The organism is Pseudomonas sp. CFBP 5748 (assembly GCF_053850495.1).
On sequence record NZ_JBSPTN010000001.1, the window covers coordinates 501,289 to 514,826 of the forward strand.

At 62.0% G+C, this 13,538-nt stretch carries 7 protein-coding genes; 5 read left to right on the top strand and 2 right to left on the bottom strand.

Annotated elements, in window-relative coordinates; translation table 11 throughout:
• Window positions 1-103: 103 nt before the first annotated feature.
• Window positions 104-2,503, bottom strand: coding sequence for a xanthine dehydrogenase molybdopterin binding subunit (gene xdhB / locus ACWNZ1_RS02300; protein ID WP_456027321.1), 2,400 nt, complete (start codon window positions 2,501-2,503; stop codon window positions 104-106).
• Complete coding sequence (gene xdhA, locus ACWNZ1_RS02305) at window positions 2,496-3,950, bottom strand: xanthine dehydrogenase small subunit (RefSeq protein ID WP_135844491.1); 1,455 nt, start codon at window positions 3,948-3,950, stop codon at window positions 2,496-2,498. Before xdhA ends, xdhB begins: the two co-directional genes overlap by 8 nt.
• A gap of 394 nt (window positions 3,951-4,344) precedes the next feature.
• On the opposite strand from xdhA, the gene ACWNZ1_RS02310 reads away from it, so the two are divergent.
• The 5 genes from ACWNZ1_RS02310 (at window position 4,345) to ACWNZ1_RS02330 (ending at window position 13,443) form a co-directional block, all read left to right on the top strand.
• Window positions 4,345-5,004 (top strand): GntR family transcriptional regulator, encoded by a 660-nt coding sequence (locus ACWNZ1_RS02310; RefSeq protein ID WP_135844492.1) that lies wholly within the window; start codon window positions 4,345-4,347, stop codon window positions 5,002-5,004.
• 1 nt (window position 5,005) lies between these two features.
• A complete protein-coding gene (smc, locus tag ACWNZ1_RS02315) occupies window positions 5,006-8,494 on the top strand; it encodes a chromosome segregation protein SMC (protein ID WP_256452422.1) in 3,489 nt (1,162 codons plus the stop codon).
• A gap of 257 nt (window positions 8,495-8,751) precedes the next feature.
• Window positions 8,752-9,597 (top strand): cell division protein ZipA, encoded by an 846-nt coding sequence (zipA, locus tag ACWNZ1_RS02320; protein WP_135844494.1) that lies wholly within the window; start codon window positions 8,752-8,754, stop codon window positions 9,595-9,597.
• A gap of 188 nt (window positions 9,598-9,785) precedes the next feature.
• On the top strand, window positions 9,786-12,143 hold the full coding sequence (gene ligA, locus ACWNZ1_RS02325; protein ID WP_256452423.1) for an NAD-dependent DNA ligase LigA: 2,358 nt from the start codon (window positions 9,786-9,788) through the stop codon (window positions 12,141-12,143).
• 139 nt (window positions 12,144-12,282) lie between these two features.
• Window positions 12,283-13,443: a zinc-binding metallopeptidase family protein gene (locus tag ACWNZ1_RS02330; protein ID WP_256452424.1), complete on the top strand. Its 1,161-nt coding sequence runs from the start codon at window positions 12,283-12,285 to the stop codon at window positions 13,441-13,443.
• Window positions 13,444-13,538: the final 95 nt, after the last annotated feature.

Genomic DNA, 13,538 nt, shown 5'->3' on the forward strand with positions numbered 1-13,538 from the left:
TTTCTGTTGTCTGTTCGGCCGCCTTCGCGGGCAAGCCCGCTCCCACATTTGGATCGCGGTCCCCTGTGGGTGCGGGCTTGCTCGCGAAGGCCGCGCCGCGGTCTTAGAGCGAAGCCAGCTCGGTTTCAGCTTCCCCAACCTTCGCCACCCTCAACCCGCGCATCTGCTCACACCCCCACAACACCCGCTCCGGTGTCGCCGGCGCGTCGATTTTCGGTTGGTGCCGGTAATCCCCCAGGCTCGCTACGGCGTCCTTGATCGCGCACCACGCGGCGATGCCGAGCATGAACGGTGGCTCGCCGACGGCTTTGGAATGGAACACCGTGTCTTCGGGGTTCTTGCGGTTCTCCACCAGTTTGACCCGCAGATCCAGCGGCATGTCAGCCACTGCCGGGATCTTGTAGCTGGCCGGGCCGTTGGTCATCAGCTTGCCCTTGTCGTTCCACACCAGTTCTTCCATGGTCAGCCAGCCCATGCCCTGGATGAAGCCGCCCTCGACCTGGCCGGTGTCGATGGCCGGGTTCAATGAGGCGCCGACGTCGTGAAGGATGTCGGTGCGCAGCATCTTGTACTCGCCGGTGAGGGTGTCGACGATCACCTCGGCACACGCCGCGCCGAAGGCGTAGTAGTAGAACGGCCTACCCCGGGCCTGGCTGCGGTCGTAGTAGATTTTCGGGGTCTTGTAGAAGCCGGTGCTCGACAGCGAGACCTGGGCGAAATACGCCTGCTGCACCAGCGCGTCGAACGTCAGGATGTGATCGCGTACCCGTACATGGCCATTGTGGAATGCCACGTCTTCCTCGCTGACCTTGTACTGCCGCGCGGCGAATTCCACCAGGCGCTGCTTGATGATTTCGGCGGCATTCTGCGCGGCCTTGCCATTCAGGTCGGCGCCGCTGGAGGCGGCAGTCGGCGAAGTGTTCGGCACCTTGTCGGTGTTGGTCGCGGTGATTTGCACGCGGTCCATTTCCACCTGGAATACTTCGGCCACCACTTGCGCGACCTTGGTGTTCAGGCCCTGGCCCATTTCGGTGCCGCCATGGTTCAGGTGGATGCTGCCGTCGGTGTAGATGTGGATCAAGGCACCTGCCTGGTTGAGGAAACTGGCGGTGAACGAAATACCGAATTTCACCGGGGTCAGCGCCAGGCCTTTTTTCAGGATCGGGCTATTGGCGTTGTAACGACGAATCGCTTCGCGACGCTCGGCGTACTGGCTGCTTTCTTCAAGTTCGGCGGTCATTTCCTCGAGCATGTTGTGCTCGACGGTCTGGTAGTAGTGGGTGACGTTGCGCTCGGTCTTGCCATAGTAGTTGGCCTTGCGCACCGCCAGCGGATCGAGCCCCAAGTGCCGGGCGATGGCGTCCATCACCTCTTCGATGGCGACCATGCCTTGCGGCCCGCCGAACCCCCGATAGGCGGTGTTCGACGCGGTGTTGGTCTTGCAGCGATGGCCATTGATGGTCGCATCGCCCAGGTAATAGGCGTTGTCGGCATGGAACATCGCCCGGTCGACAATCGAGGCCGACAGGTCCGGCGAACAACCGCAGTTGCCGGCCAGTTCCAGGGCGATGCCATGCAGGCGCCCGGTGCTGTCGAAGCCCACGTCGTATTCGATGTAGAACGGGTGGCGCTTACCGGTCATCAGCATGTCTTCGACCCGGGGCAGGCGCATCTTGGTTGGCTGGCCGGTGAGGTGGGCGATGACTGCGCACAGGCATGCCGGGCTGGCGGCCTGGGTTTCCTTGCCACCGAAGCCGCCGCCCATGCGGCGCATGTCCACCACGACCTTGTTCATCGACACACCCAGCACTTCGGCCACCAGTTTCTGCACCTCGGTGGGGTTCTGGGTCGAGCAATAGACGATCATGCCGCCGTCTTCGGTGGGCATCACCGAGGAGATCTGGGTTTCCAGGTAAAAGTGTTCCTGGCCGCCAATGTGCAGCGAGCCCTGGATACGATGCTCGGCACTGGCCAGTGCCGTGGCCGAATCACCCCGTTGATGGGTATGGCTGTCGAGCACGAAATGGCGTTTGCGCAGGGCCTCGACCACATCCAGCACCGGTTCCAGGTCTTCGTATTCGACGATGGCGGCCAGCGCGGCCTTGCGTGCGGTTTCCAGGTCTTTGGCGGCGACGGCGAGCACCGGTTGGCCGACGAACTGCACGTCATCGATGGCCAGCAACGGATCACCGGGCAGCAACGGGCCGATGTCCTTGAGCCCCGGGATGTCTGCATGGGTAATGGCGATGCGCACGCCTTCGAAGGCGTAGCAGGGCGCGGTGTCGATGCGGATGATCCGGGCGTGGGCGCGGTCCGAAAGTCGGGCGTAAACGTGCAGCTGATTAGGGAATTCCAGGCGATCATCAATGTACTGGGCTTCGCCGGACACATGCTTGGCGGCGCTGTCATGCTTGACGCTGCGGCCCACGCCAGTGGTCAGCTCACGGGCGAACAGCTCGGCCAATTCGACTTGAGTCTTCTCTACGGCGTGATGGTTAGACATAAGCGGTCACCCGAGTCTCGATGTGCGGCGTTTGCAGTTCGATGAAGTATTTGCGCAACAGATTGCGGGCGCTGAGCAGGCGGTATTCCTTGCTGGCGCGGAAGTCCGACAGCGGCGTGAAATCTTCGGCCAGGGCGGCGCAGGCGCGTTCGATGGTGCTGTCGTTCCACTGCGCACCGATCAATACGGCTTCGCAATGCGTGGCGCGTTTGGGCGTCGCGGCCATGCCGCCGAAGGCCACGCGAGCGTCGCGGACCACGCCGTTGTCGATGCGCAGGTTGAATGCCGCGCACACCGCGGAAATGTCATCGTCCAGGCGCTTGGAGACCTTGTAGGCGCGGAACGCCTGTTCGGCGCTGGCCCGCGGGACGATGATCTTTTCGATGAATTCGCTTTCCTGACGGGCGGTGACCCGGTAGTCGATGAAATAGTCTTCCAGCGCCAGGGTGCGACGGGTCTGGCCCTTGCACAACACGATCTGCGCACCCAGGGCGATCAGCAGGGGCGGGGAGTCGCCAATCGGTGAAGCGTTGCCGATGTTGCCGCCCAAGGTGCCCTGGTTGCGGATCTGCAGCGAGGCGAAGCGCTGCAGCAGTTCGCCGAAGTCCGGGTATTCGGCTTTCAGGGCCTCGTAGCAATCGGACAGCGCCGTGGCGGCGCCGATCTCCAGGCGATCGTCAAAGCGTTCGACACGCTTGAGTTCGGCGACGTTGCCCACGTAGATCATCACCGGCAGGGTGCGGTGGAACTGGGTGACTTCCAGGGCCAGGTCCGTGCCGCCGGCCAACAGGCGCGCCTGGGGATAAGCGTCGTAGAGGTCGGCGAGGTCGGCGACGGTCAGCGGCACCAGGCAGCGCTTGTCGCCGCTGTTGAGTTCGCCAGTCTCGGTCGGGGCGATGGCTTTGAGGCGGGCGATGGTCTCGGCCTCGCGGGCGTCGAACTGGTCCGGTTGCTTGCCGCAACAAGCCTGCTCGGCGGCGGCCAGGATAGGCCGATAGCCGGTGCAGCGGCACAGGTTGCCGGCCAAGGCTTCGTGGGTTTTGTGGGTGTCGGCTTGCTCGCTGTTCTTTTGCAGGGCGAACAACGACATGACGAAGCCGGGTGTGCAGAAGCCGCATTGCGAACCGTGGCAATCGACCATCGCTTGTTGGACGCTGTGCAACTGGCCCTGGTGCTTGAGGTCTTCGACGCTGATCAGTTGTTTGCCGTGCAGGGCCGAGACGAAGGTCAGGCATGAATTGAGGCTGCGATAGCGCATGCGCTCGTGGCCGGTTTCGTCCGTGTGCAATTCGCCCACCACCACGGTGCACGCGCCACAGTCGCCACTGGCGCAGCCTTCTTTGGTACCGGGTTTGCCGACATGCTCGCGCAGATAATTGAGCACGGTCAGGTTCGGGTCCAGGGCGTGCTCGCTACGGAGTTCCTGGTTGAGTAAAAACTGGATCACGGAAGGCCTCGCAGACTCATTATTGTTGTATCGACTTGGGCTGAATTTATCAGTTCTGACTTTACGGTCAATGATTTTCTGACTTTAAGGTCAGGAAAATCTGTTTTGTCGATGAACAATGGGGTTCGGGTATTGGTCCTTGGGCGATGTCCTACTTCTATCAGTTAAGCGCAAATCCATGTGGGAGCGGGCTTGCTCGCGAAGACGGCGTTTGTGTCGGAAAATTTCTCGCTCACGGACTGGCCTCTTCGCGAGCAAGCCCGCTCCCACAAGGTCTGCACTACTGAAAAAATTGCTTATATCGTGCCAAAACCCGGTGCAGGCCCTGCGCCATGACGTATTGAGTGCGCTACACTGCGCCGCTTGTGCAAATCGAAGAGTTTGAAGGACAACCATGACGTTCAAGGCCCCGGACAGCCTCGCCGAGCAAATCGCCCACCATCTCGCCGAACGCATCATTCGCGGCGAAATGAAGCCGGGGGAGCGCATCCAGGAGCAAAAGGTCACGCTGGCACTCAACGTCAGCCGCGGCTCGGTGCGCGAGGCCCTGTTGATTCTCGAGCGACGTCACCTGATCGCCATCCTGCCGCGCCGTGGCGCCCACGTCACCGAGCTCACCGAACATAATGTGCGCAGTCTCTGTGCGTTGATGAGCGAGCTGTACATCCTGCTGGGCAATGCCGTGGCCCATGGTTGGCAGGATCAGGCCGACATGGCGCCGTTCGTGGCCATCCAGCAGCGGCTCAAGGACGCCTTTGCGCGCCAGGACATCCGCACCTTTGTCGACGAAAGCTTCAGCGTGATGCGCGCCGCGTATCCTTTCGCCAACAACCCGTACTTGCAGGAAACCGTCGAGAACCTGCAACCGGCCATGAGCCGTGCCTATTTCCTCGCCCTGGAACAGCGCAAGGCGGAAATGAGTGAATTCCTCGAGTTGTTCCAGCGCCTGCTCACCGCCGTGCTGGCCCGTGATTTGCCGCAGATCCGCATCGTGCTCACGGCCTACGCCCAGCGCAGTTGCGATCTGGTGGTTTCTGCCCTGACGGCGGCCTGACGTGCGACTCAAGTGCATCAAGCTGGCGGGGTTCAAATCCTTCGTCGACCCGACCACGGTGAACTTCCCCAGTAACATGGCGGCGGTGGTCGGGCCCAACGGTTGCGGCAAGTCGAACATCATCGACGCCGTGCGCTGGGTGATGGGCGAGAGTTCGGCCAAGAACCTGCGCGGCGAATCGATGACCGACGTCATCTTCAATGGCTCCACCAGCCGCAAGCCGGTGAGCCAGGCCAGCATCGAGTTGGTGTTCGACAACTCCGACGGCACCCTGGTCGGCGAATACGCCGCCTATGCGGAAATCTCCATTCGTCGCAAAGTGACTCGCGACAGCCAGAACAGTTATTTCCTCAACGGCACCAAATGCCGGCGTCGCGATATCACCGATATTTTCCTCGGCACCGGCCTGGGGCCGCGCAGCTATTCGATCATCGAGCAGGGCATGATCTCCAAGCTGATCGAGGCCAAGCCCGAAGATCTACGCAACTTCATCGAAGAAGCCGCCGGTATTTCCAAATACAAGGAACGGCGCCGCGAAACTGAAAACCGCATTCGCCGCACCCACGAAAACCTGGCGCGCCTGACCGACCTGCGTGAAGAGCTCGAACGTCAGCTTGAGCGCTTGCACCGACAGGCCGAGGCCGCCAAGAAGTATCAGGAATACAAGGGCGAGGAGCGTCAGCTCAAGGCCCAGCTCTCGGCCCTGCGCTGGCAGGCGTTGAACGAGCAGGTCGGCCAGCGCGAGGCGGTTATTGGCAACCAGGAGGTCAGCTTCGAAGCCTTGGTGGCTGAACAGCGCAACGCCGATGCCGCCATCGAGCGCCTGCGGGACGGCCACCACGACCTGTCCGAACGCTTCAACCTGGTGCAAGGGCGCTTCTATTCGGTGGGCGGCGACATCGCCCGGGTCGAACAGAGCATTCAGCACGGTCAGCAACGACTGCGGCAGTTGCAGGATGATTTGAAGGAAGCCGAGCGGGCGCGCCTGGAAACCGAATCCCACCTGGGCCACGACCGCACTTTGCTGCTGACCCTCGGCGAAGAGCTGGACCGGCTCACGCCGGAGCAGGAAATCACCAGCGCCGCAGCCGAAGAGGCTGCCGCCGCCCTGGAAGAAGCCGAGCTGACCATGCACGGTTGGCAAGAGCAGTGGGACAGTTTCAACCTGACCTCGGCCGAGCCACGGCGTCAGGCTGAGGTCCAGCAGTCGCGCATCCAGCAGCTGGAAACCAGCATGGAGCGCCTGGCCGACCGTCAGCGCCGTCTGGCCGAAGAGCGTGCCTTGCTGGCGGCGGATCCGGAAGATGCGGCGATCCTCGATCTGAGCGAGCAACTGGCCGCCAGCGAAGCCACGCTTGAAGATTTGCAGGCCAGCGAAGACGCCCAGGTCGAGAGGCTTGAGCAACTGCGCCAGGCCTTGCAACTGGCCTTGCAGAACCAGCAGCAGGCCCAGGGCGAATTGCAACGGCTCAACGGGCGCCTGGCCTCGCTGGAGGCCCTGCAGCAAGCCGCGTTGGACCCGGGCACCGGCACCGCCGAATGGCTGCGCGATCAGCACCTGGCCGAGCGCCCGCGCCTGGCCGAGGGCCTGAAGGTCGATGCCGGTTGGGAGCTGGCGGTGGAAACCGTGCTGGGCGCTGACCTGCAAGCGGTGCTGGTGGACGATTTCGCCGGTTTCGACCTGTCGGGTTTTACCCAAGGCGATCTGCGCCTGCTCAGCCCGGCCGGTGACGGCGTGCGGGTGCCCGGCAGCTTGCTGGATAAAGTCGAGGCCCAGGTCGATCTGTCGCCGTGGTTGGGGCAGGTCAAACCGGTAGAAAGCCTCGAACAGGCCTTGGCCTTGCGCGGACAATTGGCGGCCGGCGAAAGCCTGATCAGCCGCGACGGGTATTGGGTGGGCCGGCATTTCCTGCGGGTGCGCCGGGCCAGCGAAGCCGAGAGCGGCATGCTCGCCCGCGGCCAGGAAATCCAGCGCCTGAGTGCCGAGCGCGAAGAGCGCGAGGCCAGCGTCGAAGCCCTGGAAACCGAATTGCAGAACCTGCGGGCGCAACAGCGTCAACAGGAGAACGGCCGCGAACACTTGCGTCGGCTGTTGCAGGACGAAGCACGCCAGCAAGGCGAGCTCAAGGCGCAGTTGTCGGCCGGCAAGGCCAAGGTCGAACAATTGGCCCTGCGCCGCACCCGTCTTGAAGAAGAGATTGCCGAGCTGGGCGAGCAGCGGGCACTGGAACACGAACAGATCGGCGAAGCGCGCCTGCAACTGCAGGAGGCCCTCGATGCCATGGCACTGGACACCGAGCAGCGCGAGCTGTTGCTGGCTCAGCGCGACAGCCTGCGCGAACGCCTCGACCGGGTGCGTCAGGAAGCGCGACAGCATAAGGATCACGCCCATCAGTTGGCGGTGCGCCTGGGCTCGCTCAAGGCCCAGCACGATTCGACGCGCCAGGCACTGGAACGGCTGGAAATGCAGTCCGAACGCCTGACCGAAAAGCGTGAGCAGTTGAGCCTCAATCTGGAGGAGGGCGAAGCGCCGCTGGAAGAGTTGCGCCTCAAACTCGAAGAACTGCTCGACAAGCGCATGAGCGTCGATGAAGAACTCAAGACTGCGCAAATTGCCCTGGAAGACGCCGACCGTGAACTGCGCGACGCTGAGAAGCGCCGCAGCCAGGCCGAGCAGCAATCCCAGTTGATCCGCGGCCAGATGGAACAGCAGCGCATGGAATGGCAAGCGCTGACGGTACGGCGCAAAGCCTTGCAGGACCAATTGCTGGAAGACGGCTACGACCTCGACGGCGTGCTTGCCACCTTGGTGGCCGGGGCGAACGAGAAGGAGGCCGAGGAAGAACTGGAACGTATTGCCCTGCGCATCCAGCGGCTGGGGGCGATCAACCTGGCGGCCATCGACGAGTATCAGCAGCAGTCCGAGCGCAAGCGCTATCTGGATGCCCAGAACGACGATCTGGTGGAAGCGCTGGAGACCCTGGAAAACGTCATTCGCAAGATCGACAAGGAAACCCGCAACCGCTTCAAGGATACCTTTGATCAGATCAACGGTGGTTTGCAGGCACTTTTCCCAAAAGTTTTCGGTGGTGGCAGCGCCTACTTGGAACTGACGGGCGAAGATTTACTCGATACAGGGGTGACTATCATGGCGCGTCCTCCTGGCAAGAAGAACAGCACCATCCATTTGCTCTCCGGTGGCGAAAAGGCGCTGACCGCGCTGGCCCTGGTTTTTGCCATTTTCAAATTGAACCCGGCGCCGTTTTGCATGCTCGACGAAGTCGATGCGCCACTGGACGATGCCAACGTGGGCCGTTACGCACGGCTGGTAAAGGAGATGTCGGAAACGGTGCAGTTCATCTACATCACCCACAACAAGATCGCCATGGAAATGGCCGATCAGTTGATGGGCGTGACGATGCACGAGCCGGGTTGCTCGCGGCTGGTGGCGGTGGATGTGGAGGAAGCCATGGCGATGGTGGATGCCTGACCCTCGGGTTGTAGGGCATCTACTGGGAACGCTGTAGGTATTTTTTACCCTTGGGCTTGTTGTTCAATTCACAGATTGGCACGAGCCTATGCGACAGACGGTGTAAAGTTATCTTTGGTCGTGCTAGTTTAATGTCAATTTTTCGTGTGCGTGGGCAAAACGCCATTCAGAACATAGAGTTGGCGCCACGTTTTAAAGCGGTTTGCAAATAGCTAAGCCCCTTATTTTTCAGCATTTTTATAGAGGCACGGGATTACATGGAAATCGGTCTGCGCGAGTGGCTGATCGTCATCGGCATCATTGTCATTGCCGGTATTCTTTTCGACGGCTGGCGCCGCATGCGCGGCGGCAAGGGGAAACTGAAGTTTCGTCTTGATCGCAGTCTGTCGAACCTGCCGGATGACGATGGCAATGCCGAGCTGCTGGGGCCGCCACGGGTGCTGGACACCCATAAGGAGCCGCAGCTGGACGAGCACGACCTGCCGTCGATGAGCGCGCCTGCACGTGAGCCACGGGAGTCGGGTTCCAAGCGCGGCAAGCGCAACAGCGAGCCGTCCCAGGGGGACCTGAATCTCAATCTGGACCTGGACGGCGGCCCGAGCTTCAGCAGCCGTGACGGCGATTTCCCCGATGAGAACAAATCCTCGGGTGCCGACAAAGACCAGGCCCAAGCCGAAGAAGTGTTGGTGATCAGCGTGATCTGCCGCGACCCGGCCGGTTTCAAGGGCCCGGCGTTGCTGCAGAACATCCTGGAAAGCGGCTTGCGTTTCGGTGAGATGGACATTTTTCACCGTCACGAAAGCATGGCCGGCAATGGCGAAGTGTTGTTCTCCATGGCCAACGCGGTCAAGCCGGGCGTGTTCGACCTGGATGACATCGACCACTTCAGCACGCCGGCAGTGAGCTTCTTCCTCGGCCTGCCAGGCCCGCGTCATCCCAAGCAAGCCTTCGACGTGATGGTGGCCGCGGCGCGCAAGCTGTCCCAGGAACTCAACGGCGAACTGAAGGATGACCAGCGCAGCGTGCTGACCGCCCAGACCATCGAGCACTACCGTCAGCGCATCGTCGAATTCGAACGCCGGGCACTGACCCAGAAGCGCTGAGGCCAAAGATCGCTGGCCCTGTAGGCGCTGCCGAAGGCTGCGATCTTTTGACCTTTCGCTTGAGATTCAAGTGTCTGGGGAAAGATCGCAGCCTCGTTGCACTCGTCAGCTCCTACAGCGCCTACATGCGATCGAAGTATTGAGAATGAGCAGCTTAGGCTGCTCTTTTGCTTTATGAGAGAACATCCATGACTGCCGTCGAAACCCGCATTCAACAGCTGCGCACCGAGCTGGACCAGCACAACTACCGCTACCACGTCCTCGATGAACCGAGCATCCCCGACGCCGAGTACGACCGCCTGTTCCATGAGCTCAAGGCCCTGGAAGAGCAGTACCCGGAACTGGTGACCAGCGACTCCCCAACCCAGCGGGTCGGCAGCGTGGCGCTGTCGGCGTTCAGCCAGGTGCGGCACGAGATCCCGATGCTCAGCCTGGGCAACGCTTTCGACGAAACCACCATGCGCGAGTTCGACCGACGGGTGACCGAAGGCCTCGATCTGCCAATGGGCGATCTGCTGGGCGGCGGCGCGGCGGTGGAATACAGTTGCGAACCGAAGCTCGATGGCCTGGCGGTCAGCCTGTTGTACCAGGACGGCATGCTGGTGCGCGGCGCCACTCGCGGTGACGGCACCACCGGCGAAGACATCAGCGTCAACGTGCGCACCGTGCGCAACATTCCCCTCAAGTTGCAGGGCAGCGGCTGGCCGCCGGTGCTGGAAGTGCGCGGCGAGGTCTACATGTCCAAGGCCGGCTTCGAGCGCCTCAACGCCACGCAGTTGGAGGCGGGCGGCAAGACCTTCGCCAACCCGCGCAACGCGGCGGCGGGGAGCCTGCGCCAGCTGGATTCGAAGATTACCGCCAACCGCCCGCTGGAATTCTGCTGCTACGGCATCGGCCAGGTGACCGCTGATATTGCCGATACCCATATCGGCAATCTCAATCAGCTCAAGGCCTGGGGCATGCCCATCAGTCGCGAACTGAAGCTGGCCCACGGTATCGACGAATGCCTGGATTACTACCGCGACATTGGCGAACGGCGCAGTGCGTTGCCTTATGAAATCGACGGTGTGGTGTTCAAGGTCAACAGCATCGCCTCCCAGCGTGAACTGGGTTTCCGTGCCCGGGAGCCGCGCTGGGCCATCGCCCATAAATTCCCGGCCAGCGAAGAACTCACCGAGCTGTTGGACGTCGAGTTCCAGGTCGGTCGCACTGGCGCTGTCACGCCCGTTGCACGGCTCAAGCCGGTCAAGGTGGCTGGCGTGACCGTGGCCAACGCCACGTTGCACAACATGGACGAAGTGGCGCGCCTGGGTTTGATGATCGGCGACACAGTGATTATCCGTCGCGCCGGGGACGTGATCCCACAAGTGGTGCAAGTGATCACCGAGCGCCGTCCGGACAATGCCCGGCCGGTGGAGATCCCGCAAGAATGTCCGGTCTGCGGCTCCCATGTGGAACGCACGCAGTTGATCAAGCGCAGCAAGGGTCGCGAGACCATCAGCGAAGGTGCGGTGTACCGCTGCGTCGGTCGCCTGGCCTGCGGCGCGCAGCTCAAGCAGGCGATCATTCATTTCGTGTCGCGCCGGGCCATGGACATCGAGGGTCTGGGCGAGAAGAGCGTCGAACAGTTGGTGGACGAGGGCCTGGTGGGGTCGCCGGCCGATCTGTATGCCCTGACCTTCGAGCAGGTGGTCGACCTGGAAGGCTTCGCTGAACTGTCGAGCAAGAACCTGCTGGCGGCCATCGTCGACAGCAAAAAGCCGAGCCTCGCGCGCTTTATCTACGCCCTCGGCATCCCGGACGTGGGCGAGGAGACCGCCAAGGTCCTGGCTCGCTCCCTCGGCTCCCTGGAGCGCGTGCAGGCAGCTTTGCCTCAAGTCCTCACGTACTTGCCCGATGTCGGCCTGGAAGTGGCTCACGAGATCCACAGCTTCTTCGAAGACCTGCACAATCGCCAGGTGATCAAGGACTTGCTGCGCCATGGCCTCGATATCCAGGACCAGGGCGAGCTGGGTGCCGAGTTCTCCGCCAGCACCACCCTGGGCGGTTTTCTGGACAAGCTGAACATTCCGTCGGTCGGGCCGGGCGGGGCGCAGAAACTGGCGGATAAATTCGGTTCACTCGAAGCGGTCATGAGTGCCGACTGGCTCGACATGCGCCAGGCGCTGCCGGAAAAACAGGCCAACGCCGTGCGTGAGTTCTTCGCTATCGCTGCCAACCGTCAGCAGGCCGAATCTGCCGAGAAGCAGCTGCAGGACTTTGGCATGCATTGGCTGAGCGAGAAGAAAGTCGTCGAAGGCCTGCCCGAGGCGGGACACACTTGGGTGCTGACCGGTTCGCTGGAGTTGATGAGCCGCGATGTCGCCAAGGACAAGCTGGAAAGCCTGGGGGCCAAGGTGGCTGGTTCCGTGTCGGCGAAAACCCATTGCGTGGTGGCCGGGCCGGGCGCGGGCTCGAAGCTGACCAAGGCTAACGAGCTTGGGCTCAAGGTGCTGGATGAAGAGGCGTTTGTGGCCTTTTTGAGTAAGCATGGCATCACGGTTTAATCAGAAGCGCTCCCTCGGGCAACATGCTGGCTCTTGTGGCGAGGGAGCTTGCTAGCGCTCGGGGGCACCGGCGGGGTAACGCGTGGGAACGATCGTGGGCAGAGGATGATCTAGTCTTGCAGGCTCCAGGGAGATCGCCATGTACCGCTTCTTTGAACAACTGAGTTCGCGCATTGCCGCGCCATTTGTGGGCGATCGCTCGCGTAACAGCAAAATCTGGGCGTGTCGCTGTGGTCAGTCGCTGTTTTTTCGCAACAGCCAATGCCTGGCCTGCCTGGCGGCGCTGGGCTATCAGCCGGAGCAAAGTCGCCTGTCGTCCTTGCAGCCCGGCGAGCAGCCCGACACCTGGACGCTGGACGCCGACCCGCAAGCCGGGGTGTTCCGCCGTTGCGCCAACCTCGACACCCCGGCGGCGTGCAACTGGTTGCTTGCGGCCAATGACCACGATGCCTTGTGCGTCGCCTGCAGCCTGAATCGCACCATTCCCGACTTGTCGATCCCGGAAAACCCCGAGCGCTGGCGCAAGGTCGAGACTGCCAAGCGCCGTCTGGTGGCGCAACTGATCACCCTCGGCTTGCCGGTTATCCCGAAAACCGTCGATGAAAACATTGGCTTGGCTTTCGATTTCATCGGCGTCGATCCTGATGGCACGCCTCCGACCACGGGGCACGCCAGCGGACTGGTCACCCTCGACATCAAAGAGGCCGACGATGACCATCGCGAGTACGTGCGCCAGCAGATGCGCGAACCGTATCGCACCTTGCTCGGGCATTTCCGGCATGAGGTAGGGCACTACTATTGGGACAGGCTGGTCGCCAGCAGCCACTGGCTCGAGGCGTTTCGCCAGCTGTTCGGCGATGAGCGCGCCAGTTACGCCGATGCCCTGGAGCGGCACTATCAGCAGGGAGCGCCGCTGGACTGGCAAACCCATTACGTCAGCGCCTACGCCACCATGCACCCGTGGGAAGACTGGGCGGAAACCTGGGCCCATTACCTGCACATGATGGACGCGGTGGACACGGCGCTGGGTTTCGGCATGAGTGCCCGGGAAATGGATATCGACTACCAGCCTTTCCCGCCGGAGACCCTGTACGACCCCGAGCACACCGGGGGGACGGCGTTCCTGTCATTCGTCAACGCCTGGATCGAGCTGGCCGGCATGCTCAACGAATTGTCTCGCAGTATGGGGCAGCCGGACTTCTATCCGTTCGTCGTATCCGCCGCCGTCATCACCAAGCTGCATTTCATCCATCTGGTGATCCAGGAGGAGGGTGGTCGGGCGGATGAGGTGCTGATGTAATTTTGCTACCGCTGCAAGTGTCTGCTCAGCAGATAAATTGTCGATTCTCGAAAAGGGGTTGAGCGAAGTTAAAGTGATGCCATTTGTTTTGACAG